The following is a 23,113-nucleotide window of genomic DNA, read 5'->3' as shown; positions in this document are numbered from 1 at the left end:
CCAAATTTCCAAATAAGTGTAGAAATAAGCCATGTAATTAAGAATAAAGATACCAAGATGTAGCCTAAATAATCAAATTGAATCGACTGAATCATGGGCGCGTACGTGCACTACGTCGAGGGCTGCACCGCACCGATCTACAAGTCGGATTCGCTGCACTCCGCGGTGGTCGAGATCATCGTGAAGAAGGGCGGCCGCTGCCGCTACACCACCATTCAGAACTGGTCGAACAACGTCTACAACCTGGTCACCAAGCGGGCCAAGGCGGAGGCGGGCGCGACCATGGAGTGGATCGACGGCAATATCGGCTCCAAGGTCACCATGAAGTACCCGTCCGTGTGGATGATGGGTGAGTACGCCAAGGGCGAGGTGCTCTCGGTCGCATTCGCTGGCGAGGGCCAGCACCAGGACACCGGCGCGAAGATGCTGCACCTGGCGCCGCACACCTCGTCGACCATCGTGTCCAAGTCGGTGGCGCGCGGCGGCGGCCGGGCCTCCTACCGCGGCCTGGTCCAGGTCAACAAGGGGGCGCACGGTTCCAAGTCGACCGTGAAATGTGATGCGCTGCTTGTCGATACGATCAGCCGCTCCGACACCTACCCCTACGTCGATATCCGCGAGGACGACGTGACGATGGGCCATGAGGCCACCGTCTCGAAGGTGTCCGAGGATCAGCTGTTCTACCTGATGAGCCGCGGCCTCACCGAGGACGAGGCGATGGCGATGGTCGTGCGCGGCTTCGTCGAGCCGATCGCCAAGGAACTCCCGATGGAGTACGCGCTCGAGCTGAACCGCCTGATCGAACTGCAGATGGAAGGAGCCGTCGGCTGATGGCAGCCCTGGACAACGTTGCCGCGGCCGCTGAGGCTCGCATCCCGGCAGTCAACAAGGGGGAGGTATTCACTTCCTTCGACGTCAACGCCTTCGAAGTGCCCTCGGCCAAGGATGAGGCGTGGCGGTTCACCCCGCTGCGCCGCCTGCGCGGCCTGCAGGACGGCACCGCCGTCCGGGACGGCGCGGTCACCGTCGAGGTGGCTCCGGTCGCCGGTGTGACGGTGGAAACGGTGGCGCGCACCGACTCTCGTCTCGGTGCGGCCGGTGTGCCGTCGGATCGGGTTGCGGCCCAGGCGTATTCGGGTTTCGAGCAGGCGACCGTGATCTCGGTCGGCGCGGAAGTCGAAGTCGCCGAACCGGTTACCGTTACCGTCACCGGTCCGGGCGAGGGTAAGACCGCATACGGCCACCTGCAGGTCCGGCTCGGCAACTTCGCGGTCGCCACCGTGGTCATCGACCAGCGGGGCAGCGGAACCTACGCCGAGAATATCGAATTCGTGCTGGGCGACAGCGCCAAGCTGATCGTGGTCGCGATCCAGGACTGGGCCGACGACGCCGTGCACGCCACCGCGCACCACGCCCAGCTCGGACGCGACGCCACTCTGCGGCACACCTCGGTCACCCTCGGCGGTGATCTGGTGCGCCTCACCGGCAATGTCCGCTACGCGGGTCCCGGCGGCGATGCCGAACTGCTCGGCCTCTACTTCGCCGACGCCGGTCAGCATTTCGAGCAGCGCCTGCTCGTCGACCACGCGGTCCCGCACTGCAAGTCCAATGTGCTGTACAAGGGTGCGCTGCAAGGTGATCCGCATTCCCCCAAGGGCGATGCCCGCACGGTATGGGTCGGCGACGTGCTCATCCGCGCGGCCGCCGAGGGCACCGACACCTTCGAGGTGAACCGCAACCTGGTGCTCACCGATGGCGCGCGCGCCGATTCGGTGCCGAATCTGGAAATCGAGACCGGCGAGATCGTCGGCGCCGGCCATGCGAGCGCCACCGGTCGTTTCGATGACGAGCAGCTGTTCTACCTGCGCGCCCGCGGTATCCCGGAGGACGCCGCTCGCCGTCTGGTGGTGCGCGGTTTCTTCCACGAGATCATCCAGAAGATCGCGGTCCCCGAGGTCCGGGAGCGGCTGGAGTCGGCCATCGAGGCCGAACTCGCCGCAATCGGCGCATGACCAACCAACCCCTTTGTCAGTAAGGAATCCGAATTCGATGACCACCCTGGAAATCAAGGACCTGCACGTCGAGGTCGCCAACCCGGACGAGACCGCCGAGCCCATCAAGATCCTCAAGGGCGTGAACCTCACCATCAAATCCGGTGAGACACACGCGATCATGGGCCCCAACGGTTCCGGCAAGTCGACGCTGTCCTACGCGATCGCCGGACACCCGAAGTACACGGTGACCTCCGGTTCGATCACCCTCGACGGCGAGGACGTCCTGGCGATGTCCGTCGACGAGCGTGCGCGTGCGGGTCTGTTCCTGGCCATGCAGTACCCGGTCGAGGTTCCCGGTGTCTCGATGTCGAACTTCCTGCGCACTGCCGCCACCGCGGTCCGCGGCGAGGCCCCCAAGCTGCGCACCTGGGTCAAGGAGGTGAAGGAGTCGATGAACGAACTGGAGATCGACGCGGCCTTCGCCGAGCGCAGCGTGAACGAGGGCTTCTCCGGCGGTGAGAAGAAGCGCCACGAGATTCTGCAGCTGGGTCTGCTCAAGCCCAAGATCGCAATCCTGGACGAGACCGACTCCGGCCTGGACGTCGATGCGCTGCGCATCGTTTCCGAGGGCGTGAACCGGTACATGGACCGCGAGCACGGTGGCGTGCTGCTGATCACGCACTACACCCGCATCCTGCGCTACATCCAGCCCGAATTCGTGCACGTATTCGTCGGCGGCCGCATCGTCGCCGAGGGCGGCGCCGAGCTCGCCGAAGAACTCGATGCGAACGGCTACGTCCGTTTCACTCAGGGCTCACCCACCCCGTCGGCTTCGCCGACTGCCATCCCCCAGTCCGCTACCGCTGGAGCCTGATATGACCGCCACGGTCCGTACCCTCGACGTCGCCCGGATCCGGGCCGACTTCCCGATCCTGAGCCGCACGGTTCGGGACGGGAAACCGTTGGTGTACCTGGACTCCGGCGCGACCTCGCAGCGTCCCCTCGCGGTGCTCGACGCCGAACGCGAATTCCTCACCGAGCGCAATTCGGCCGTGCACCGTGGTGCGCACCAACTGGCCGAGGAGGCCACCGACGCCTATGAGGGCGCGCGGGCCGATATCGCTCGGTTCGTCGGTGTGGACGCCGATGAGATCGTGTTCACCAAGAATGCGACCGAATCGCTGAATCTGGTGACCTACGCGTTCTCCGACAACCGCTTCCCGTACCACGTGGGTCCGGGCGACGAGATCGTCATCACCGAGCTCGAACATCACGCGAATCTCGTGCCGTGGCAGGAACTCGCCCGCCGTACCGGTGCGACCCTGAAGTGGTACGGCATCACCGATGATGGCCGCATCGATCTCGATTCGCTCGAATTGTCGCCCGCCACCAAGGTTGTCGCGTTCACGCACCAGTCGAATGTGACCGGCGCGGTCACCGATGTCGCCGAAATGGTCCGCCGGGCAAAGGAAGTCGGCGCGCTGACGGTGCTCGACGCCTGCCAGTCGGTGCCGCATATGCCGGTGAACTTCCGTGAACTCGGTGTCGACTTCGCCGCGTTCTCCGGGCACAAGATGCTCGGACCGTCCGGTGTCGGCGTGCTCTACGGGCGGCGGGCCGTGCTCGCGGAGACTCCGCCGTTCATCACCGGCGGTTCGATGATCGAGACCGTCACCATGGAGGGCAGCACCTACGCGCCGCCACCGCAGCGTTTCGAGGCCGGTGTGCCGATGACCTCGCAGGTGGTCGGATTGGGCGCGGCCGTGCGGTATCTCGAAGCGATCGACATGGAAGCCGTTGCGGCACACGAACATGTGCTCACCGGTGCGGCGCTGGACGGACTCGCCGCGATCGCGGGCGTGCAAATCATCGGCCCGGTCGAGAATATCGACCGCGGCGGCGCGGTGTCGTTCGTGGTCGAGGGCATTCACGCCCATGACGTCGGGCAGATCCTGGACGACGAGGGCGTCGCGGTGCGCGTGGGCCACCACTGCGCGTGGCCGCTGATGCGCCGCCTCGGCGTGCCGGCGACGGCCCGTGCCTCGTTCGCGGTTTACAACACCCTGGACGAGGTGGACCAGCTGGTAGCCGCCGTGCGGAAGGCCCAGAGCTTCTTCGGAGTTGCATAAGACATGCGCATGGAGCAGATGTACCAGGAAGTGATCCTGGATCACTACAAGCACCCGCATCACCGCGGGCTGCGGGAGCCGTTCGGGGCCGAGGTGCACCACGTCAACCCGACCTGTGGTGACGAGGTGACCTTGCGCGTCCAGCTCGACGACAACGGTGATGTCGCCGATGTGTCCTACGACGGGCAGGGCTGCTCGATCAGTCAGGCCGCCACCTCGATCCTCACCGACCAGGTCATCGGACTGCCGGTGCAGCAGGCGCTGAAGGTCGTCGACTCCTACAACGCGATGATCTCCAGCCGCGGCACCGTCGAGGGCGATGAGGACATGATCGGCGACGGCATCGCGCTCGGTGGAGTGTCGAAGTATCCAGCGCGGGTCAAGTGCGCGCTGCTGGGTTGGCTGGCGTTCAAGGATGCGGTGATTCGGATAACCTCCGCCGAAGAGGCCAAGCGGACTATGGGCAGCGATATCTCCACGAATGGAAAGCCGGCATGAGTGAGACACCAGTGACCGAAACGACCGAGCAGATAGAACTTTCGGCCGAGGCCATCAAGCAGCTCGAGGATATCGAGGAGGCGATGCGCGACGTCGTCGACCCCGAACTCGGCATCAATGTCGTCGACCTCGGACTGGTCTACGGTATGAGTGTCGACCAGGACAATATCGTCACCCTCGACATGACCCTCACTTCGGCGGCCTGCCCGCTGACCGATGTCATCGAGGATCAGTCCCGCAATGCCCTCGTGCGCTCCGGACTGGCCGAAGATCTCAAGATCAACTGGGTCTGGATGCCCCCGTGGGGCCCGGACAAGATCACCGAAGACGGCCGCGAACAACTGCGCGCCTTGGGTTTCACGGTCTAGACCGCGAATACGCTGCCGCGACGAACCCGCGGCGCGGACCGTGACGAGACGGCCCTGAGAGCAGCGCGCGGGTCAGCACTGCTGTTGGAATGGGAAGCACGGTGCCGCAGGTGGCGCGGATGGGGGTGCGGGTTCCGGCGGCCCAGTCGGCTCGGTGCTCGATCCCGGGCGTTGCTCGACGACGGTGGTAGGGGTCGGGTCCATACCTTCGGAAATAAGCAACCAGGTCGTGCCGGCTATTGCCCCGACCACCACCACCGTCGCGAGCAGTTGCGGCAGGCCCGAGATGAGCTTCATCCCTTTGGCGCACACAGTGGCGACACCGATGCGCACCGCGGAAGCCAGCCGAGGAGTCGAAACCCGGTGCGTTGGTTCGGCGGCGGGTGCGCTATCCGGCCACACCAATGGCATAGGTTGCGGCTCGGCCCTTGTCGGCTGCGGTTCCAACGCAACCGCCGATGAAGGCAGTGGCTCCGAAATAGGCTGCGCCCCAACCATTGCCGAAGGGTGGGCCGGTGCTGTCGCCAATGTCTGCGGCTGAATCTCCGACAGCGACTCCGCCGCGTCCTCGGTCCACCGCTGGCGCGTTTCCACCGATGGACTTCGATGGTCGAGGTCACGGCGGAACGGAAGCTCTTCCGACGACCTATCGGGCTCGATCCACGACGACCATTGGCCAGTGAATGCCGACGACAACTGCGGAGCCGACCGAGTCGACTGCGGCCGTAGCGCATCCGGACGGTCCACCGGCTGCGGCTCCGGCGTCGCCGCGGATACCTGGGTATGCACCCCCGTATCGGCACCGACTTCGGACCGCGAGTGTGCCACGCCTGTCAACGGCTCCTCGTCGATGTCGGTCGGGAGCCATGGCGGGTGTGGAGTACTGGAATGTGACAGCTCCGACGACAGGCGACCGTCGTCGGGAAGTTCGATGGTGCCGAGCGCGGCCGACGCATGCGCTTGCACCAGCACCTTCGATGCGGGGCGCGCGGGTCGTCTGGTTTGCGACGGAAATCCCTCGGCCACAAGCTCTTCGATCGTGACCACATGTGCAAGGCTGAGCTCGCCGAGCAGTTCGTAGGCCTGCTCCGCGGTCCAGATCAGCTTCCGGTTCGCCGTTCGAAGGAACCAGGCCCGCAACCCCGCCGACGAGTCGAGGACCACGGTGCCGCCGGGCTTTCGCGATTCGGTGTCCAGTGTGATGGTCGCTTCTCGGGGCGGTACGACCACGATCAACCTGTCCACGTGTGCGTCCGGTTGTCGCCTGCGCACCATCTGGCTCAGGAGGTTCGCATTGCTCGCCACCTTGCCGAATGGGTCACTGTCGTGGAGGGGAACCGGCTCCCCATCGATTCCGGAAAGCTGCCAGCGCCCGTCGGCCCCCATCGACAGCACCCCGCCGGTCATCTCGGCAGCGATCTCCTGCACTTCGATCACGACCACAGCGCGCGGAGTAATGACCACCAGGTCCATCTGCCGCGTCGCACCACCTGGGTCGCTGTCGGGGATGGGATACCCCGAAACAGCAAGCCCCACAATGACATATTGGCCGTGCCAAGTCCGTAGCCAATCGAGCACACACTGTTCGGATCGTTGCGCCGACCCTTCATAGACAACCAGCATCGAGTCACTCTTCCGTCTCGCCCGCACAGTCGACTCCACAACGGTATTCATCGCAGACGCCCTGTGAGAATGCGAAAGGCATACAAAGAGCAGGGTTTTGGCGACAAAAGGTGTGACTACATCGGTGCGTCGGCAGATGGGAGTGTCACGGCGGCCAGCGTACCGATCCCGCCATGAGGTGAGCACGGCGGCGTGTGAGAAGATGACCCTGCGCTCATCGCCCACCTGCGAGATCAATGAAGGCCCCCGCGGCGGCGCCACAGGGTCGCATCCGAGACGGGACGCGCTGTGGCGCTGCGGGATCGCTGATTCCCGTTATGTCGGATCGCGGTGCTAGAAAGATTTGGACAATTCGGATCGGACCGGTCCGGATCTCGATCCGAAGCGACTTTCAGAACGGGGAGATATCACATGTCACTGTCGTCCAAGGCTGCGATGGGTCTGGTGGCCGCATCTGCTGGTGCCTGCATCGCCGCCGGTGTCGGTGTTGGTGCCGCACAGGCGGATGAGAGCCTCTACGGCTCGCTGGCGATCTCGACCTCGTCGCGGGGCGATGCGACCCTCGGCTGGGCGTACAACTACTCGAACCGGGCCGATTCGGATCGCGCCGCGGTGCAGCAGTGCGGCCTGTCCAGCTGTCATGTCATCGTGCAGTTCGCCAATGCGTGCGCGGCCGTGGCCCGCAACGGCGATGACCACCTGGGCTGGGCCTGGGCGCCGACCCGGGCCGAGGCCGAACAGCAGGCGATTGCCAATGCCGGGCCGACCGCACCGCCGCCGCTGCTGAACTTCGGCAGCTCGGCGCCGCGCGGACCGCGCATCGTCGATTCGCAGTGCACTGCGAACGCGGGCTGACGTCCTGACCGACCGAGTGCGCTCTCGACGCAATTCGCGTCGAGAGCGCACTCGGTCGCGAAGCCAAAGGCCGAACACTCAGCGGCGCAGCACCTTTCGTGCAACGAAATTGCCGAGGAACTGAATCCCCTGCACCCCGACGATAATGATCAGCGTGGCCACCAGCGTCACCTGCCAGTCGAAGCGCTGATATCCGTAGACCAGCGCGAAATCGCCGAGCCCGCCGCCGCCGACCGTGCCCGCCATGGCGGACATATCGACAATGGCGATCACCACGAAGGTATAGCCGAGGACCAAGGGCCCCAACGCTTCCGGGATCAACAGCGTCAGAATGATCCGCAGCGGACCGGCCCCGACGGCCCGGGCCGCCTCGATAACGCCCGGATCCACCGTGACCAGATTCTGTTCCACAATGCGGGCGATGCCGAAGGATGCCGCCACGATCATGACGAAGGCCGCGGCCTCCGTGCCGATCGTCGTCCCGACCACTTCGAGGGTGACCGGACCGAGTGCCGCGAGCAGGATGATGAACGGGATCGGCCGGACCACATTCACCAGCACGTTCAGCAGCAGGTTGAGCGGCGCGTTCGCGAGCAGTCCGCCCTTGCGGGTGGTGTACAGGGCGGTGCCGAGGAGCAGCCCGATCAATCCGCCCACCACAAAGGTGAGCAGCACCAAATAGATTGTGGTGCCGATGGCCTCGGTCAGTACCGGCCGGAGTTTGTCCCAATCCGTATGCACGGCTAGTCCTTTCAGTCGACGCAGATCGTTTTCTATCGACCAGCGAGCAGGCTAGCGGCGATCGAGTGCGTCGATCACCTTGTCCACGTCGTCATCCGAACCGTGCAGGGCCAGCGTCACACTGCCGAAGGTCCGGTCCTGCAACGTGCTCACCCCGCCGTACACCACCTCGAATTCGACACCCGCGTGCGTGGCGGTGGCCAGTGCCGCGCCGATTCCACGCTGGTCATCGATATCCACCGTGACCAACCGGCCGCCGTGTAGCTCGTCGAGTCGCCGCAATTGCTCGGCGTCGGGCCGATTGTGCAGCACGGTCTCCACGAACGATTGTGTCGGCGGCGCCTGCGGGCTCGCGAAAACCTCGAAGGTGCTGGCGAGTTCGACGATCTTCCCCTCGGCGAGCACCGCGACCCGATCGGCCACCGCACGGATGACATCCATTTCGTGTGTGATCACGACAATGGTGACGCCGAGTTCACGATTGATCTTCTTCAGCAGCCGCAGCACCTCACCGGTGGTCTCCGGATCCAGTGCCGAGGTCGATTCGTCCGCGAGCAGCAGTGACGGTGAGGTCGCCAGCGCCCGCGCGATGCCGACCCGCTGCTTCTGACCGCCCGAGAGCTGATCGGGATAGCTGCGGGCCTTATCGGCGAGACCGACAAAGTCCAACAACTGTGACACTCGTGCCTTGCGCTCGGCGCGCTTCCAGCCGGCGACCTTCAGCGGATATTCGATATTCCCCGCGGCCGTGCGCGATCGGAACAGGTTGAACTGCTGGAACACCATGCCGATATCCCGGCGGATGCGCCGCACCTCGGCCTCCCGCACACCGGTAATGGGTGTGCCGGACACCTCGATGGTGCCGGTCGTCGGCCGCTCCAACGCATTGATCAGCCGGACCAGGGTGCTCTTGCCCGCGCCGGAATAGCCGATCACACCGAAGATCTCGCCCTGTTCGATGCGCAGGTCGATGGCGTCCAGCGCGATATGCCTATCCGGGCCCTTGCCGAAAACCTTGGTGACCGATCGGAATTCGACCGCGGGAACCGATATCTGGCTCATTTGCCGTCTTTGATGGTCTGCTGCACCCTGGCCAGAATCTGCTCCAGCTCGGGACCGGTGCGCTTTACCTCGACCGCGGTGTTCTTGGTGACCTGGGCATGCGCCTGCTGCACATCGGGGTCGTGCCAGAGCTGGGCCACCTTCTGGTAGAGCTCATTGTTCTTGTCCCCGGCCCTGGACACCACGACATTGATATACGGTTCGGCCGCCGGATTCTTCGGATCATCCTTGTAGAGCGCCGAATTGGGGTCGATGCCGGAACGGTCGAGGAAGGTGTTGTTGATGATCGACCCGTCGACCGAGGCGAGTGAGAGCGCGGTCTGCGCCGCGTCGACCGGGGTCACCTTGACCTTGGACGCGCCCTTATCGATATCGGCAGGCGTCGGCGCCTTGGCGTCACCGGAAAGCTTCAGCAAACCGGCAGCCTGCAATACGAACAGCGCCCGCGCCTGATTGGTCGGATCGTTCGGGATCGCGATCTCGGCGCCCTGCGGCAGGTCCGCGAGCGACTTGTGCTTCTTGGAGTAGAGCCCTAGCGGCACGATATAGGTCGAGGCGATGGGGGTCAGGGTGTCGTTGTTGGCGACATTGTAGGCGCCGAGGAACTGCAGATGCTGGAACAGATTCAGATCGATCTGCTTTTGCGACAGTGCGAGATTCGGCTGCTTGTAGTCGGAGAAGTTGGTGATCCGCAGGGTGATGCCCTGTGCTTTCGCCTTCTCCTCGAAGACGTCCCAGGCGTGATCCTTATCGGTGGTGCCGATGCGCACTACGTTGTCGGCGGAAGCCTTGTCAACGCTGCCGCACGCCGTCAGGGTGAGGGCCGCGGTGGCTACCAGGACCGGGATCGCCAGTACCCGATGGAATTTCACTCGTGCTCCCGAAATGCTTGTCGCAATATGAACCTGGTAATCCAAGCGATGTCCCCGGCTGTCGGACAACGGTTTGGATTGAACTGAGCGAAACTCTGGCAACTAGTTGGACGAACGTCTAGGTTGCCTGCAATGCGATTGCTGCGCCGTGTTCTGGTGATTCCCCTGCTTCTTGCCCTGACCGCTGGCGGGGTCGCGTGTGGTCGGGAGCACCACGACGACGTGGTGCGCATCGGCGTGAACGATATCTCGCTGCCGCATTGGGACGTCTATCAGAAGAAGGCCGCCGAACAGGGCATTGCCGTCGAGTTCGTCAATTTCACCGACTACAACCAGCCGAATCCGGCACTGGCACAGCGCCGGATCGACCTCAACAAATTCCAGCACGTGCGCTACCTGGCCAATTACAACGTCCGCAATAACGACACCCTGGTGCCGATCGGTGCGACCGAGATCTTCCCGCTGACCCTGTACTCGCGTAAGCACAAGTCGGTGGCCGAGATCCCCAAGGGTGGTCAGATCACGCTGAGCAACAATCCGGCCAATCAGGTTCGACCGCTGCTCGGCCTGGCCGCCGCCGGGTTGATCGTGCTGAAGGGCGGCGCGAGCTGGGATTCGAAGATCGAGGATGTGGACACTGCGGCCTCCAGGGTGAGCCTGAAGACCATCGATCCGACGCTGACCGCGCAATCCCTGGACAGCGTCGATGCCGCATTCGTCGACGACACCTTCGCGCGCCCGGCCGGTCTCACCAAGAACGAGACCATCTTCACCGACGATCCCGAGCGCCCGGAGCTCAGGCAGTACATCAATGTCTTCGCCGCCAGAGCCGAAGACAAGGACAACCCGAAGCTGCTCGCGCTGGCCAAGCTCTACCACGATCCGGAGGTCGAGGCGGCGGTGCGGGCCGAGTCCGGATATCAGGGCATCTTCAAGACCAACGATCCGGCGGATCTACAGGCCACGCTGGCCGAACTGCAGACCAAGTTCCGCAAGTAGGCGCTCACTCCGGAATGCGTTCGGCGTAATCGGTGGCCAGCCGTGCGAACTTGGGCCAGAACGGTTCCGGCGTGCGGTTCGCCAGCCGTGCGGCGAGCAGATCGAGGTGGCTGTGCCAGCCGCCGGAGACATTCAGTACCCGGGAGCGGTCGGGGAGTTTGCGGTGGGTGAGCTCGAGGCGCACCTTGTCCTCGACGCTGGTCAACTCGAAGGTCACTTCGGAACCGTCGGACCAGGTGAAGGTGAGCAGCTTCGGTGGATCGCAGGCGAGGATCACGCCGGGCTCGCGGTGCTCTCCGGCGTACTGCGCGGGTGCCGGATCGTCGGCGCCGGTGAGTTCGGAATTGCGGAATACCAATTCGACAGCACCGCCCTCGTGCAACTCCATATCGCCTGCGGCGAGCCAGGTTCGGCGCAACTCGGCATCGGTGATGTAGCGCCAAACCCGTTCGATCGGTCCGGGCAGTAGCCGCTCCAGCCGCACCGTCCCCGGTTCCACCAGCGTCCCGTAATCGTCTTCGCGCATCGTCATGATTCGTCCTCCTGTCGCAGGATTTCTTCGAGTCGATCCAGTCGTTCGGTCCAGAAGTGCTCGTAGAAGCGCATCCACTCGACGCCACCGCGAATCGGGCGCGCGTCGAGGCGGCACATATGAACCCGCCCGCGCACCATGCGCTCGACCAGTCCGGCCCGCTCCAGCACCTGGATATGCTTGGAAGCCCCCGCCAGCGACATCGCATACGGCTCGGCCAACTCGCCGACACTGTGCTCGCCATCGGCCAGTTGCCGCAGCATCGCGCGCCGCGTGGGGTGGGACAGCGCATGGAACAACGTATCCAGCTCGGCTTCCTGCTCAACCACATGGTTGAGTCTGCCCTCGCCATGCCCGACAGTCAACCGATTGGTTTAATAAATCGGGAGCCGACGCTATTACTCGACCGGGGACCCATCGCCGGATGTTGCCGCGAGGACGCGGGCGGCCTCGCGGGCCGCGTTCGCATTCGGTTGCAGCGCACGGGAACCCGCGAGTTTCGCGCGCAGGTGGTCGGCGATGGTGATCGGCTCGTACTTGCTGCCGTCACCGATGCAGCAGGGCAGGGTTTCGATGCGGGCGTCGGGGTTGCCGTCGTGGAAGAAGGCCGCGCTGCGGCGTCGCTGGATGGTGCCGTTGGTGATGGGCGGCATGACGCGGTGCAGGGTGGACAGCCAGCGCTCGTTGGTCCAGCGCGCCATCAGATCGCCGAGGTTGACCAAGAGGGCGTCATCGGCGGGCTGCACATCGTGCCAGCGGGTGTCGGCGCCGAGGATCTGCAGACCGGGGGCCTGGTCCGCCCACAGGACGGTGACAATGCCGTAATCGGTGTGTTCGCCCATGCCGGTGAGCTCGCCGTCGAGATCGATGCTGCCCGGTGGCAGTGCGTAGTTGTTCATCCGCAGGACGTCGAGGGAGTGGTCGGTGAACCGGGTGAAATAGCCGGGCGGCAGTTCGAGAGCGTCCGCGAAGGCGGTGGTGAGGGTTCTGGCAATGCGGGCGGCGTGTGCGAAGTACGCCTCCACCGGTGCGCGGAAACCGGGAACCTGTGTCGGCCAGAGGTTTTCGGCGTAGTCGTAGGCCGAGAACTCGATGTGCGGGTAGGCGGCCGCGGAAACGCCGACATTGAAGGCCTCGAAGAAGTCGTTCATGCGAGTCGCGGATTCGACGCCGAGGCTGAGGCTGAGGCTTTCGCTCTTGGGCGGGGAGTAGCCGCGGTTGATCTCCGGTGGGGTGCGGTAGTCCTGTTTCGTCGCCGGATCGAGGTCGAAGAACGAGTCGACGGCGTCCGCGAAGTCGTCGAGCACCTGCCGCGGGATCGCGTGACCGGTGATCTGCATGAAGCCGACGGTGCTCGCGGCCGCATCGATCGCACCGGCCACCGCCCGGCGCTCGGTCTCGGAACCGCCGTCGACATAGGGCGAAATATCGATGACGGGCACATGGAATTCCATCGCTGGTGTCCTCCCTCTTCGACACCTCGATGATAAGCGCTGTTTGCCCAGGTGCTGCTGGTCATCGCACGTGCCCTGACATCGGGGTATATCCGGCGGGGTATGGCGCGCGCCGCCTGTGGGGGCCATGATGCTGGAGTGGACGACACAACGTATCGGCACACCCGGCTCGCCCTGCACGCGGCGGGGGAGTTGTTGATCGCCGGACCGCAGTTTCGGCGGTTCGGGACCATCCGCATGCGCGTCGTCCACGGTGGCTTCGGCGGTGCCCAATGGCCGGTTTCGGTAATCGGTGCCGATCTGGTGTGGCCGGAGGGGCGCACGCCGTTGGCTGGGAGCTACGACAAGGTGGCGGCCAGGGCGGGATTCGAGGCGCAGGCCCCGGAGGGGGTCTATGCCGGCATCACCGGAACCGATCCCGGGGATGCGATTCGGGTCGATCCGGAGGCGGCGAGGCTGATTGCGGACTGGTTCGCACTCGGCGATTCGGCGTTGCGCTGTGCGGCCCCCGATGTCATTCCGGTGCTCTGGCCGGAGCATTTCGACCTGTCGAGCACGGTGCACGAAGTGAATTACGGTGTGTCGCCAGGCGATTCCGCACATCCGGGGCCCTACGCCTATGTCGGCCCGTGGACACCCCGCGCCGGTGATTTTTGGAATGCCCCCTTCGGTGCACTGCGCCCGCGCGAAGAGGTCGACACGGTTGCGAGTCTGCTCGACTTCTTCGCGGAGGGAAAGGCGCGGGCCGCGGAGGGGTGAACCCGCTGCCGCTACCTGGCGAGCGAGTGGAGGTAGGCGGCGGTGGTGGGGTCGGCCGGAAAGTAGGACTCGATCGCGATCTCGTCGAGCGTCACATCGAAGGCCGCGCCGAACCGCATGATCGTATTGAACAGCGACAGTTCGGTGCCGCGATGGCGGATGTGGATGGGCAGGGCGATATCCGCGGGATCGATCCGCGGGGGTCCGTCATCGGGTGCGAACGCCCTCAATTCCCCATGTAGCGCGGCCAATTCGGGATCCCCCGTCTGTGCCGCCTGCCTGGCGAGGCGCGGCAGCAGAAATCCGCGCACCTGATCGATATTGCGCACACGGGGCGCGAAGCCCTTGGGGTGCAGCCCGATTCGCATCATATTGATCGGCGGTTCGAGCAGCGCGGGATCGACCTCGTCGAAGAATACCTCGGTCGCCGCGTTGGCGAAGAGCAGATTCCAGCGGCTGTCGATGGTCAAGGCCGGGAACGGCTCATGTGCTCGAAGCACTCGCTGCACCGCTGCTCGCGCCTCGGCGAGATCGGGATCGTCCAGGGTCCGGTGCCGATATGTCGGCGCGTGACCGGCCGCCAGCAGCAGCTGGTTGCGTTCCCGTAGCGGAATATTCAGGTGCTCGGCGAATCGTTCGATCATCGCCGGACTCGGCACGGTCCGCCCGGTTTCGACGAAACTGATATGCCGGGTGGAGATTCCGGATTGCACCGACAGCTCGAGCTGGCTGATCCTGCGTCGCGTCCGCCACTCGCGCAACAGCACACCCGCGTGCCGACCCCGGTCCACACGCACCAGTATCGTCGCGATGCCGCGCCACGCCATTACATGCCTGGTAATCGACAGGCTTACCGACCTGCTGGGACGGTTACCCGCATGACGAACAATCTGGCAATCCGCAATAAGGAACTCATCCTGCGCAGCCTCGCCGAGTTCACCGGTGGCAATATCGAGGTGCTGCGAAACCTGCTGCACGAGAACTTCATCGAACACAGTCCCGGGAACCCGTCCGGCCGCGAGGCCTTCATCGAATTCACCGCGAGTTCGCCGGTGGCCAAGGCTCGACTGGAGATCAAGCGAGTCATTGCCGACGACGATTACGCCGTCGTGCACTACCACATGGTCGCTCCCGACGATGCGCGCGGCATCGCGGTGGTGGACATCTGGCGACTGGTCGACGGTGTGATCACCGAACACTGGGATGTCGTACAACCGGTGCCCGACGACGATCAGATCCCGCACGGAATGTTCTGATCTGGACCAGCCCCCGTTGCGGGAGCTCGCGCTGCTGCAGGCGCTGTTCGCCGAGCGTGAGAGCGGCAAGACCACCTCGACGATGCCGCCGGAGATCGATGCCGAGGTGACCCGGCTCGGTCGTTCGCTCAGTGCTCGGGCGCAGGCGCTCGGCGAGGACTAGGGGCTAGCGGGCGGCGCGTCCCTCACCGGCCAGTCGGCCGTGGCGGATCAGCGCCCGTTTGGCCCCCGGCGGTATCGCGGGCAGGGCCTCGTCGGCGGAATCCGGTTCGGGCTCATCCGGATTCGGCCGGACGAATAGCGTCACGGTTGCCGCGGGCCGGAATCCGTTGCGCGTCATGAGTGTCGCGGAGGCGGTATTGCGCTGCTCGACATCGGTGACGATGCGTCGCGCGCCGCGTGCGAACAGCGCCTTGGAGCACATGTCGACGAGGCGGCGGGCGATGCCGAGACCCTGCATATCGGGTGCGACGGCGATCCATTCGAGATAGGCCCAGTCGTCACGATGTTCGAATTCCATCGAGCCGAGGACGAATCCGACCACCCGATCGGAGTCGAGGGCGACCCAGCACGCGTTATCCGGGCTGTCCAGATGTTCGGCCACCGAGGTCAGCGACCATGAGGTGTACGGCTTGACGGTGGTGTCGAATACCTCATGTCCCAGATCCAGCACCTGGCGCAGATGGCCGAGGCCCATCGGGACGATCGCTATGGCGGGGTCCATGCCGCCCAGTTTGCCAGGGGTGTGCGGGTGACCGGTTACGCGCCCTTGCGGGCGGCGGTCTTCTTCGCGGCCTTCTTGGCCGGCTTGGCGGCGGTCTTCTTTGCAGCTGCCTTGGTGGCCTTCTGCGCCGGTGCCGCCTTGGCCTTCGGCTTCGTGGCCGCGCTCGCGGAGCTTTCCGCGGCCCGCCGCCCGCTGGCCTCCAGGCTGCGCTGTAATGCCGCCACCAGATCGACGACCTCGGCATCGATCTCGGCGGGCACGGCCTCGGGCTGGCTGGCGATCTTTCCGGTACCGCTGGCTATTGCGTCGTCGAGCACCTTCTTGAGCTCGATCTGGTATTCGTCGGTGTACTGGTCGGGATCGAAATCGTCGGACATGGTCTCGACGAGCGTCTCGGCCATCTTGATCTCCTGCGGCTTCGGTTCGGCGACGCCGTCGAGGGATTCGAAGTCGACCGCGCGCACCTCATCGGGCCACAGCAGCGTCTGCAGCACCAGCACGCCGTCGCGCACACGCAGCGCGGAGAGCCGGGTCTTCTGCCGAAGGGTGAAGTGCACGAGAGCGGTCCGATCGATGCGCTCCAACGTGGTCGCCAGCAGCACGTAGGCCTTGGGGGTATTCGAATCGGGCTCCAGGTAGTAGCTCTTCTCGAACAGGATCGGGTCGATCTGATCGGACGGCACGAACTGCAGCACCGGAATCTCGTGCTTCTCCGCCGCGGGCAGTTTGCCGAAGTCCTCGTCGGTCAGGATGACCTTGTCACCTTCGGGGGATTCGTAGGCCTTGTCGATATCGGCATACTGCACGGACTTGCCGCAGACCGTGCAGACCCGGTCGTACTTGATCCGACCGCCGTCCTTGGCATGCACTTGGTGGAACCGGATATCGTGGTCCTCGGTGGCGGTGTACACCTTGACAGGGACGTTTACCAGCCCGAATGCGATCGAGCCCTTCCAGATAGCTCGTGCCATCACTCCATCATGGACGAACCCATTCGAATGCGCGAGCGAATCGGTATCCCGAGTGTCGCGGTCGCGACGCGCCGACGCAGGGGAGTCGGCAGGGCGGCAAAGAGGGTGCGCATGGCCGCGACAGTGCCGCCGAGGTCGGTGCGTCCCGACAGATACGCCCGTTGCAATTCCGACGGCATCGTGAAGAAGGCATCGAAGAAGATCGGTATGTCTGCGGGCGGCAGTGCGAGCAGCGCCCGCAGACCGGCGGCCCGCAGCGCATGTACCGCGCGTGCCTGCACCGGCCATACCGTGGCTCCGAGCGCGACGGTGTCGGCGGCGGCGAGCGCGGCGGTGACGCTGTAACCCGTTGCGGGATGGGTGAAGCCGCCCGCCGCGCCGAACCGGCGCCGTCCCGGTCGACCGCCCTGCACCGGGAAGCGTACGCGCTCGATCGGTTCGGTTCCGGTGAGTTCGATGCCGCGCCCCCGCAACCGGTGATGCAGCCGGTCGCGCAAGACCGCAGTGCCGAGCGCGGGACGTCCGGCGAGGCAGGTCTCCTCCAGCAGCATGGTCCGCGCACCCAACGGCACCGCATACAGAAACGACGGGGGCGCATCGGATTCCGCGCCGTTGTCCCGGCGCCAGTCCATGAACAGCGGTTCGATCTCGGTATCCCGTTGGACGACAACGCCGTACGCGGTTTGCTCGGCCAGCGCAGGCGAGCGGGCAATTCCTCGTGCGTCGATAACACGATTCGCGGTATATATTGTGCCCGAAGCCAAAGTCACTGTGTTGTGCCGAATTTCGACAACGCGATCCGCCGATAGGTGGGCGCCGTCGAGATCGAGCGAATCTCGCAGCCGCTCGGAATCGAAGACGACATAGGTCCGGTCGAGTCGATGTATCCGGGTGCCCCAGGCTGCGGGGCGGTCGACGGCGGCGGCGACGACCTGCGGATCCAGCCACCGCGGCAACTCGTCGTACCACCCCGCATACGTTGCTGACCAGCGGCGATCCGGTAGCGGATCGACGGCGGTGACCGACATTCCATGTGTCAGGCAGCGGTGCGCGAGCGCGCGACCGGCGGGGCCGAGGCCGCAGACGATGATGTCGGCGGCGGTCATCGCGCGGCCGAGCCGGAATGCGGATGCCGGTGTGGCACAGCGAGTTCGGCGGTGTGCAGGGCGGATCCTTCCGGTCGCGGATCGATTCGTCGTTCGTGCGGAGCCTACTGCGGGGCGGATCGGGCGCCGTTGCGTGGTGATAGTTCACATATATCGACGGTGACATTCTTCATAATATGATCATGTTGGATCTGGATTTTCCAGCGCCGATGTGACCCGCGAGTAGCTTGGCGTGGCAATCGGACTGGTCACTTTGTGCTGTGCGTCGTATGCTCGGCGTTGTCGGATGGATTGCCCAGGGTCGGGCAATCCGGACGTGATTGCCGAAATCAGTGTGGATTTCGTCGCTCGCTGTTCCCCAATTCTGTGGAACGGAATTCCTGCACCCCTGCCCGAGGCCATTGTCGCGCCAAATGGGTAGTTCGTGCTGCCTGTCTCTGTCGAAAGGACCGCTACGGTGAATTCTTCCCGATTACGCGCCCTTGGAGCCGTCCTTCCGGCTGGCGAATACACCACCTCCGAAGTACTCGGTCGGATGACGAGCGGCGGCGATTTCGACGTCGAGCGAATTACCGGCATCACGCACCGCTATATGGTGGACCGCACCATCGAGGACACCCTGACCCTGGGTGCCAGCGCCGCGCAGGACGCACTGGCCAAATCCGGTCTGGACGCCGCCGAACTGGACATCATCATCTGCGGCGGCACCACCGTGCACGACGGCTTCCACATGGTCTTCGAGCCGTCGGCAGCGCAGGAGATCGGCCGGCGCATCGGTGCGGTCAACGCCTCAGGCTATGATGTGGCGAATGCCTGTGGCGGCACCATGACCGGAATCTATCTGCTCGACAACATGATTCGTGCCGGTGTCGTGCGCAACGGCATGGTGGTCACGCCCGAGGTGATCTCGCCGGTGACCGAGGGTGCGCTCGCCGAGGCGATCGATGTGCGCGATCGGCAGTTCGCCGCGCTCACCCTCGCGGACGCGGCGGTGGCGGTCATTCTCGACCCGGCGGTCGACGAAGACGATGTGCTGCACTATGTCGATCTGACCACCTGCGCCGAGTACTCGCCGTTATGCATCGCCAAACCGAGCGATGCCAGCGAGAACATGATCATGTTGACCGACAATCTCACCATGCAGGCCGCGCCGCGCCGTGAAACCTGGGCGAAATTCCACAGCGATATTCTCGCAAAACGCGGCACCACATTCGCCGACGAGAAGTTCGACTTCATCGTGTTCCATCAGCTCGGTGTCGGATTCACCGAGAAGCTCGCCGAGTCCGGTAGCAAGATTCACGGCACCGAAATGCCGCCGCGCCTGGCGACCGTCGAGAAATACGGCAACACCGGGGCAAGCACGCATTTCCTGGTACTGCACGACTATATTTCCCGTGGCGAGATCCCGAAGGGCGCGAAGATCTGTTTCGTACCGACCGCGTCCGGAATGGTCTTCGGCGTCTTGTCGGCAACTATCAGTGCATTGGTGGGATGAAATGACGTTTATTGTTCGCCGGTCCGCCGTCAGCGCCGACCCGACCCTCGGTTCCATTGATCACGCGGTGCGGGCGGGCGAGGAGTGCCTCTCGGGGGCGGGCGTGGCGCCCAACGATATCGACGTGCTGATCAATGTGGGCGTCTACCGCGACAGCAATATCGTCGAGCCGTCCAATGCGGCGTTGATCCAGAAGGAACTGGGGATGCACCTGGACTACCAGGTCGGCTCCGCACGGGCGGGGTTCTCGCTCGATCTGCGCAACGGGTCCTGCGGCGTGCTAAACGCACTGCAGGCCGCGGGCGCGCTGCTGCAGAACGGCACGGTCGAGCGGGTCCTGATCGTCGCCAGTGACGCCCATCCGGGCGGCGCCGGGCACGCACCTGCCGACTTCCGCTATGCCGCGGTCGGTGCGGCGCTGCTGGTGACCAAGGGTATCGATGAGGGCACCGGTTTCGATCGGGTGCACATCCCGGCGCCGCTGCCGCGCGCGGTCGGCACCCATCCCGGTGTCGCCGGATACCTCGATCTGAAGGCGATGGGCAACGACGGACAGCGCTCGATCACCGTCGATGTCGCCGACGACTACGCCGAACTGGTCACCGGCGCGGCCTTTGCCGCGGTCCGCTCCTACCTCGCCGAGCGGCCGGAGGCGCGGCGCGTGCTGATCACCAATAACCCGGTGCCCGACTTCGCGGCCACCATGGCGGGCGAATTCGGTTTCGCCCGAATACATCAGGCCGCGACCGGCGATCTGGACGCGGGCAGTTCGGGTCTGATCATCGGCTATCACCAACTGTTGGAAACCGGTGAGCTGTCGGCCGGTGACGAATTGCTTTTGGTGGCCGCGGGATCCGGTCCGATCGCCGGATGCGTGAGCTACACCGTCCCCGCCGGTGGTGCGGGGTGAGCCAGGAGCTTACCGATCTGAGCGCGCTGCTGGATCACCAGATCCGGCAGCGCGCCGATCTCCCCGCCATCAGCTATCCGACGGTCGCCCGCCCCGAACGTGCCGGGCGCGCGGCGGATCTCGGATTCGCGGTGCTGACCTTCGCCGAACTCGGCGCGCGGGTCGAGGCGTATGCGGCGGCATTCGAACGGATCGGGATCACCAAGGGCGTCAAGACCATTGTCATGGTCAAGCCCGATCCCGATCTGTTCGCGGTGATCTTCGCGCTGTTCCGGGTCGGCGCCGTGCCCGTGGTGGTGGATCCGGGCATGGGTGTGCGCCGCATGCTGCACTGCTTCCGCAGCGTCGGCGCGGCGGCGTTCATCGGGATCCCGCTGGCACATCTGGTGCGGCTCGCGGCGCGGCGGACCTTCCGTTCGGTGCGGGTGCACGTGACCGCGGGACGTTCGTACTGGGGCGGGCATACGCTGCTCGCCATGCGGCAGACGCCCGGCGCGGTCGCACCCCAGGTCGCCCACGCACCCGACGATCTGCTGATGATCGCCTTCACCACCGGCAGCACCGGACCGGCGAAGGGCGTCGAATTCAGCAGAGCCGGATTCGCCGCCTCGCTGCGGGTGATCGAGCGATTGCATGGCCGCCCAACGGGTTTCGTCTCGCTGACCTCGGTACCGCTGTTCGGCATCTTCGATCTGCTGCAGGGGGCGCATGTGGTGCTCGGACCGGTGGATCCGGTGCGGGTGTCGAAGGCGGATCCGGCATTGCTCGCCGATGTGGTGCGGTCTTTCGATGCCACCGACGTCACGGCATCGCCCGCATTGCTCGGGCCACTTGGCGAATATCTGACGCGGACCGGCACCGCACTGCCGAGCCTGGTCCGGGTGATCTCCATGGGCGCACCCGCGAATCTGGACGCACTGGCCCACGTTCGGGCCGCGCTCGGCGAGACCGCACAGGTCTTCACCACCTACGGCGCGACCGAGGCGCTGCCGCTGACCACCCTCGAATGGTCCGAGCTCGACGAAACCCGCAAGCAGACCGCCGCGGGCGCTGGCACCTGTGTCGGACGCCCGATCGCGGAATCGGAGAGTGACACTCGGGTTCGCATCATCGCCATCTCCGACAACGAAATCCCGACCTGGCACGACGATCTGGTGCTGCCACCGGGCCGGATCGGCGAAATCGTCGCCACCGGTGCACAGGTCAGCACCGCATACCATCGCAACGCGACCGCCGATGCCCGCAACAAGATCGATGAGATCCGCCCGGACGGCACCGTGCGCCGCTGGCACCGCGTCGGGGACCTGGCCTGGCAGGACGAGTCCGGACGACTGTGGTTCTGCGGCCGCGCGGCCCAGCGGGTCCGCACGGCCGCCGGTGATCTGTTCACCGTCCAGTGCGAGCAGATCTTCAACACCCATCCGGATGTGCATCGCACCGCACTCGTCGGAGTCGGCGAGCCGGGCGCGCAGATCCCGGTGCTGTGCTTCGAATTGCGCTCCGGCGTCGCCACCTCGGAGATCCCGCGGGTGCAGCGGGAACTGTGGTCCATCGCGCGTGAACGCGAAGTAACCAGGTCCATCAAGGTATTCCGCGCCCATCCCGGATTCCCTGTCGATATCCGGCATAACGCCAAGATCGGGCGCGAGGAATTGGCCGAATGGGCCGGAAAGGGTATGCGGCCATGAAGGCATTGGTCACCGGGGCAACCGGATTCCTGGGCAGCCATATCGTCGACGGCGCGGTCGCCGCGGGCGATGAGGTGCGCGCGATCGTCCGGCCGTCGAGCGATCTCGGGTACCTGTCGACGGTGCCCGGACTCGAAACGGTGGCAGGCGATCTCGGCGACTACGAATCGCTGGTCACCGCCTGTAAGGACGTCGATGTGGTCTACCACAGCGCCGGACTGGTCGCCGAGGTCGGCAGCCGGGCCCAGTTCTGGGCGGCCAATGTCGAAGGCACCCGGCGGCTGATGCGGGCCGCGCGGGAGGCCGGTGTCGGCCGGTTCGTCTTCGTCAGCAGTCCCTCGGTCGCGACCTCCTATGACACCGACCGCTTCGGCATCGACGAGTCCGAGCCGTATGTGACCGATCCGAAGAGCCTGTACGTGGCGACCAAGGCCGCCGCCGAACAGCTCGTCCTGGCCAGCAACACCCCCGATTTCGTCACCTGCGCGCTGCGGCCGCGGATGATCTGGGGGCCGCGCTCATCGGGCTGGATGACGCTGCTGCTGCGCAAACTGAAGTCCGGCAAACTGCCCGACCTCTCCGGTGGCAAGAGCGTGATGGTGTCGATCACCTATTGCGAACACGCCGCCCGGGCCTGCCTGCAGGCGGCGCGCTCGGATCAGGTCGCGGGCAATGCCTACTTCCTCGCCGATCCCGAGGATGTCGACCTGTGGAAGTTCGTCAAGGACCTCGCCGTCGCTCTGGATCTGACGCCACCGACCCGGACCATCCCGAAACCGGTATTCGAGGCCGCCATAGCGGTTTTCGACACCATCTGGCGGGTGCCAGCGATCAAGGAACGCTACGCGCCGCCGCTGTCGAGCTGGACCACTGCGGCACTGACCGTATCCAACACCTACGACACCAGCGCCGCCACACGGGATTTCGGCTACGCGCCGACGGTATCGCTGGCCGACGGGCTGGCCGCCTACATCGACTGGGTCGAACAGGTCGGTGGCGTCGATGCCGTGATCGCCCGCGGATGACTTACGGCCGCCGCTCCGCCCCGGAGCGGAAGTCGATCCACGCCTAGGAGGC

General features: G+C 65.1%; 25 protein-coding genes and 1 pseudogene. 15 read left to right on the top strand and 11 right to left on the bottom strand.

The genetic code is table 11. The annotated features are described in order from the left end of the window. Nucleotides 1-99 precede the first annotated feature (99 nt). The 6 genes and pseudogenes from sufB to ABZW16_RS25040 all read left to right on the top strand — a co-directional run. Nucleotides 100-831: pseudogene (gene sufB / locus ABZW16_RS25065) on the top strand (Fe-S cluster assembly protein SufB); the annotation flags it as partial. Then, nucleotides 831-2,012, top strand: coding sequence for a Fe-S cluster assembly protein SufD (gene sufD, locus ABZW16_RS25060; RefSeq protein ID WP_354958439.1), 1,182 nt, complete (start codon nucleotides 831-833; stop codon nucleotides 2,010-2,012). The pseudogene sufB and the gene sufD, both read left to right, overlap by 1 nt. Nucleotides 2,013-2,049: 37 nt before the next feature. Then, nucleotides 2,050-2,868: a Fe-S cluster assembly ATPase SufC gene (gene sufC / locus ABZW16_RS25055; protein WP_354958438.1), complete on the top strand. Its 819-nt coding sequence runs from the start codon at nucleotides 2,050-2,052 to the stop codon at nucleotides 2,866-2,868. 1 nt (nucleotide 2,869) lies between these two features. Next, the gene (locus ABZW16_RS25050) at nucleotides 2,870-4,123 is read left to right on the top strand and encodes a cysteine desulfurase (protein WP_354958437.1); all 1,254 of its coding nucleotides are present in this window, start codon (nucleotides 2,870-2,872) and stop codon (nucleotides 4,121-4,123) included. Between the two features lie 3 nt (nucleotides 4,124-4,126). Then, entirely contained in the window at nucleotides 4,127-4,621 is a 495-nt protein-coding gene (gene sufU / locus ABZW16_RS25045) for a Fe-S cluster assembly sulfur transfer protein SufU (protein ID WP_354958436.1), read from the top strand. Next, nucleotides 4,618-4,989, top strand: coding sequence for a metal-sulfur cluster assembly factor (locus ABZW16_RS25040; protein WP_354958435.1), 372 nt, complete (start codon nucleotides 4,618-4,620; stop codon nucleotides 4,987-4,989). The genes sufU and ABZW16_RS25040 overlap by 4 nt, the downstream gene beginning before the upstream one ends. A 72-nt stretch (nucleotides 4,990-5,061) precedes the next feature. On the opposite strand, the gene ABZW16_RS25035 is transcribed toward ABZW16_RS25040, so the two are convergent. Continuing rightward, nucleotides 5,062-6,612, bottom strand: coding sequence for an NERD domain-containing protein (locus tag ABZW16_RS25035; RefSeq protein WP_354958432.1), 1,551 nt, complete (start codon nucleotides 6,610-6,612; stop codon nucleotides 5,062-5,064). A gap of 411 nt (nucleotides 6,613-7,023) precedes the next feature. Here ABZW16_RS25035 and ABZW16_RS25030 point away from each other — a divergent pair, with 411 nt between their 5' ends. After that, on the top strand, nucleotides 7,024-7,467 hold the full coding sequence (locus ABZW16_RS25030; protein WP_354958431.1) for a DUF4189 domain-containing protein: 444 nt from the start codon (nucleotides 7,024-7,026) through the stop codon (nucleotides 7,465-7,467). A gap of 78 nt (nucleotides 7,468-7,545) precedes the next feature. On the opposite strand, the gene ABZW16_RS25025 is transcribed toward ABZW16_RS25030, so the two are convergent. Genes ABZW16_RS25025 through ABZW16_RS25015 form a run of 3 tightly spaced genes read right to left on the bottom strand, consistent with a single transcriptional unit; the run spans nucleotide 7,546 to nucleotide 10,085 of the window. Continuing rightward, on the bottom strand, nucleotides 7,546-8,208 hold the full coding sequence (locus ABZW16_RS25025; RefSeq protein WP_354958430.1) for an ABC transporter permease subunit: 663 nt from the start codon (nucleotides 8,206-8,208) through the stop codon (nucleotides 7,546-7,548). Nucleotides 8,209-8,259: 51 nt separating this feature from the next. Beyond that, complete coding sequence (locus ABZW16_RS25020) at nucleotides 8,260-9,270, bottom strand: methionine ABC transporter ATP-binding protein (RefSeq protein ID WP_354958429.1); 1,011 nt, start codon at nucleotides 9,268-9,270, stop codon at nucleotides 8,260-8,262. Next, nucleotides 9,267-10,085: a MetQ/NlpA family ABC transporter substrate-binding protein gene (locus tag ABZW16_RS25015; protein ID WP_354958441.1), complete on the bottom strand. Its 819-nt coding sequence runs from the start codon at nucleotides 10,083-10,085 to the stop codon at nucleotides 9,267-9,269. Before ABZW16_RS25015 ends, ABZW16_RS25020 begins: the two co-directional genes overlap by 4 nt. A 189-nt stretch (nucleotides 10,086-10,274) precedes the next feature. On the opposite strand from ABZW16_RS25015, the gene ABZW16_RS25010 reads away from it, so the two are divergent. Next, a complete protein-coding gene (locus ABZW16_RS25010) occupies nucleotides 10,275-11,141 on the top strand; it encodes a MetQ/NlpA family ABC transporter substrate-binding protein (RefSeq protein ID WP_354958428.1) in 867 nt (288 codons plus the stop codon). A gap of 4 nt (nucleotides 11,142-11,145) precedes the next feature. Here the strand turns inward: ABZW16_RS25010 and ABZW16_RS25005 are convergent, their stop codons facing one another. The 3 genes from ABZW16_RS25005 to ABZW16_RS24995 all read right to left on the bottom strand — a co-directional run bounded on the left by ABZW16_RS25005 (nucleotide 11,146) and on the right by ABZW16_RS24995 (nucleotide 13,127). Beyond that, nucleotides 11,146-11,673: an SRPBCC family protein gene (locus ABZW16_RS25005; protein WP_354958427.1), complete on the bottom strand. Its 528-nt coding sequence runs from the start codon at nucleotides 11,671-11,673 to the stop codon at nucleotides 11,146-11,148. Continuing rightward, nucleotides 11,670-12,002, bottom strand: a complete 333-nt coding sequence (locus ABZW16_RS25000) for a metalloregulator ArsR/SmtB family transcription factor (protein WP_354958426.1) — start codon at nucleotides 12,000-12,002, stop codon at nucleotides 11,670-11,672. The genes ABZW16_RS25005 and ABZW16_RS25000 overlap by 4 nt, the downstream gene beginning before the upstream one ends. A 69-nt stretch (nucleotides 12,003-12,071) precedes the next feature. Next, nucleotides 12,072-13,127 carry a 2-oxoglutarate and iron-dependent oxygenase domain-containing protein gene (locus ABZW16_RS24995; RefSeq protein WP_354958425.1) on the bottom strand — a complete coding sequence of 352 codons (1,056 nt, stop codon included), beginning with the start codon at nucleotides 13,125-13,127 and terminating at the stop codon, nucleotides 12,072-12,074. Between the two features lie 138 nt (nucleotides 13,128-13,265). Here ABZW16_RS24995 and ABZW16_RS24990 point away from each other — a divergent pair, with 138 nt between their 5' ends. Beyond that, the gene (locus ABZW16_RS24990) at nucleotides 13,266-13,886 is read left to right on the top strand and encodes a hypothetical protein (RefSeq protein ID WP_354958424.1); all 621 of its coding nucleotides are present in this window, start codon (nucleotides 13,266-13,268) and stop codon (nucleotides 13,884-13,886) included. 11 nt (nucleotides 13,887-13,897) lie between these two features. Here ABZW16_RS24990 and ABZW16_RS24985 read toward each other — a convergent pair whose 3' ends face one another. Then, complete coding sequence (locus ABZW16_RS24985; protein ID WP_354958423.1) at nucleotides 13,898-14,713, bottom strand: helix-turn-helix transcriptional regulator; 816 nt, start codon at nucleotides 14,711-14,713, stop codon at nucleotides 13,898-13,900. A gap of 51 nt (nucleotides 14,714-14,764) precedes the next feature. Between ABZW16_RS24985 and ABZW16_RS24980 the strand changes: the two genes are divergently transcribed. Next, on the top strand, nucleotides 14,765-15,142 hold the full coding sequence (locus ABZW16_RS24980; RefSeq protein ID WP_354958421.1) for a nuclear transport factor 2 family protein: 378 nt from the start codon (nucleotides 14,765-14,767) through the stop codon (nucleotides 15,140-15,142). A 16-nt stretch (nucleotides 15,143-15,158) separates the two neighbouring features. Then, on the top strand, nucleotides 15,159-15,305 hold the full coding sequence (locus ABZW16_RS24975) for a hypothetical protein (RefSeq protein ID WP_354958420.1): 147 nt from the start codon (nucleotides 15,159-15,161) through the stop codon (nucleotides 15,303-15,305). A gap of 3 nt (nucleotides 15,306-15,308) precedes the next feature. Here ABZW16_RS24975 and ABZW16_RS24970 read toward each other — a convergent pair whose 3' ends face one another. Genes ABZW16_RS24970 through ABZW16_RS24960 form a run of 3 tightly spaced genes read right to left on the bottom strand, consistent with a single transcriptional unit; the run spans nucleotide 15,309 to nucleotide 17,943 of the window. Continuing rightward, entirely contained in the window at nucleotides 15,309-15,866 is a 558-nt protein-coding gene (locus tag ABZW16_RS24970; RefSeq protein ID WP_354958419.1) for a GNAT family N-acetyltransferase, read from the bottom strand. A gap of 35 nt (nucleotides 15,867-15,901) precedes the next feature. After that, entirely contained in the window at nucleotides 15,902-16,837 is a 936-nt protein-coding gene (locus ABZW16_RS24965) for a Ku protein (RefSeq protein WP_354958418.1), read from the bottom strand. Continuing rightward, on the bottom strand, nucleotides 16,837-17,943 hold the full coding sequence (locus ABZW16_RS24960) for a lycopene cyclase family protein (protein ID WP_354958417.1): 1,107 nt from the start codon (nucleotides 17,941-17,943) through the stop codon (nucleotides 16,837-16,839). The genes ABZW16_RS24965 and ABZW16_RS24960 overlap by 1 nt, the downstream gene beginning before the upstream one ends. 457 nt (nucleotides 17,944-18,400) lie before the next feature. Here ABZW16_RS24960 and ABZW16_RS24955 point away from each other — a divergent pair, with 457 nt between their 5' ends. The 4 genes from ABZW16_RS24955 to ABZW16_RS24940 are packed head-to-tail and all read left to right on the top strand — an operon-like array spanning nucleotide 18,401 to nucleotide 23,061. Next, on the top strand, nucleotides 18,401-19,438 hold the full coding sequence (locus ABZW16_RS24955; protein WP_354958416.1) for a 3-oxoacyl-[acyl-carrier-protein] synthase III C-terminal domain-containing protein: 1,038 nt from the start codon (nucleotides 18,401-18,403) through the stop codon (nucleotides 19,436-19,438). Nucleotide 19,439: 1 nt separating this feature from the next. After that, nucleotides 19,440-20,348, top strand: a complete 909-nt coding sequence (locus ABZW16_RS24950) for a hypothetical protein (RefSeq protein ID WP_354958415.1) — start codon at nucleotides 19,440-19,442, stop codon at nucleotides 20,346-20,348. Beyond that, complete coding sequence (locus ABZW16_RS24945) at nucleotides 20,345-22,036, top strand: fatty acid CoA ligase family protein (protein WP_354958414.1); 1,692 nt, start codon at nucleotides 20,345-20,347, stop codon at nucleotides 22,034-22,036. The genes ABZW16_RS24950 and ABZW16_RS24945 overlap by 4 nt, the downstream gene beginning before the upstream one ends. Beyond that, nucleotides 22,009-23,061 (top strand): NAD-dependent epimerase/dehydratase family protein, encoded by a 1,053-nt coding sequence (locus ABZW16_RS24940; RefSeq protein WP_354958413.1) that lies wholly within the window; start codon nucleotides 22,009-22,011, stop codon nucleotides 23,059-23,061. The genes ABZW16_RS24945 and ABZW16_RS24940 overlap by 28 nt, the downstream gene beginning before the upstream one ends. Nucleotides 23,062-23,113: the final 52 nt, after the last annotated feature.

Source organism: Nocardia sp. NPDC004604 (assembly GCF_040609795.1).
Lineage (GTDB): Bacteria > Actinomycetota > Actinomycetes > Mycobacteriales > Mycobacteriaceae > Nocardia.
The sequence above is the reverse complement of the archived record's forward strand: the minus strand, read 5'-3'. Positions and strand labels throughout refer to the sequence as shown.

Excerpts from the sequence above, each read along its gene's own strand:
- ABZW16_RS25005 (WP_354958427.1), bottom strand. The coding sequence starts at position 11,673 with ATGACGATGCGCGAAGACGATTACGGGACGCTGGTGGAACCGGGGACG.
- ABZW16_RS24960 (WP_354958417.1), bottom strand. The coding sequence starts at position 17,943 with ATGACCGCCGCCGACATCATCGTCTGCGGCCTCGGCCCCGCCGGTCGC.
- ABZW16_RS24950 (WP_354958415.1), top strand. The coding sequence starts at position 19,440 with ATGACGTTTATTGTTCGCCGGTCCGCCGTCAGCGCCGACCCGACCCTC.
- ABZW16_RS24995 (WP_354958425.1), bottom strand. The coding sequence starts at position 13,127 with ATGGAATTCCATGTGCCCGTCATCGATATTTCGCCCTATGTCGACGGC.
- ABZW16_RS24965 (WP_354958418.1), bottom strand. The coding sequence starts at position 16,837 with ATGGCACGAGCTATCTGGAAGGGCTCGATCGCATTCGGGCTGGTAAAC.
- ABZW16_RS25035 (WP_354958432.1), bottom strand. The coding sequence starts at position 6,612 with ATGCTGGTTGTCTATGAAGGGTCGGCGCAACGATCCGAACAGTGTGTG.
- ABZW16_RS25050 (WP_354958437.1), top strand. The coding sequence starts at position 2,870 with ATGACCGCCACGGTCCGTACCCTCGACGTCGCCCGGATCCGGGCCGAC.
- sufC (WP_354958438.1), top strand. The coding sequence starts at position 2,050 with ATGACCACCCTGGAAATCAAGGACCTGCACGTCGAGGTCGCCAACCCG.
- ABZW16_RS25020 (WP_354958429.1), bottom strand. The coding sequence starts at position 9,270 with ATGAGCCAGATATCGGTTCCCGCGGTCGAATTCCGATCGGTCACCAAG.
- ABZW16_RS24970 (WP_354958419.1), bottom strand. The coding sequence starts at position 15,866 with ATGGACCCCGCCATAGCGATCGTCCCGATGGGCCTCGGCCATCTGCGC.
- sufD (WP_354958439.1), top strand. The coding sequence starts at position 831 with ATGGCAGCCCTGGACAACGTTGCCGCGGCCGCTGAGGCTCGCATCCCG.
- ABZW16_RS25030 (WP_354958431.1), top strand. The coding sequence starts at position 7,024 with ATGTCACTGTCGTCCAAGGCTGCGATGGGTCTGGTGGCCGCATCTGCT.
- ABZW16_RS25010 (WP_354958428.1), top strand. The coding sequence starts at position 10,275 with ATGCGATTGCTGCGCCGTGTTCTGGTGATTCCCCTGCTTCTTGCCCTG.
- ABZW16_RS24980 (WP_354958421.1), top strand. The coding sequence starts at position 14,765 with ATGACGAACAATCTGGCAATCCGCAATAAGGAACTCATCCTGCGCAGC.
- sufU (WP_354958436.1), top strand. The coding sequence starts at position 4,127 with ATGCGCATGGAGCAGATGTACCAGGAAGTGATCCTGGATCACTACAAG.
- ABZW16_RS24940 (WP_354958413.1), top strand. The coding sequence starts at position 22,009 with ATGGGCCGGAAAGGGTATGCGGCCATGAAGGCATTGGTCACCGGGGCA.
- ABZW16_RS24985 (WP_354958423.1), bottom strand. The coding sequence starts at position 14,713 with ATGGCGTGGCGCGGCATCGCGACGATACTGGTGCGTGTGGACCGGGGT.
- ABZW16_RS25040 (WP_354958435.1), top strand. The coding sequence starts at position 4,618 with ATGAGTGAGACACCAGTGACCGAAACGACCGAGCAGATAGAACTTTCG.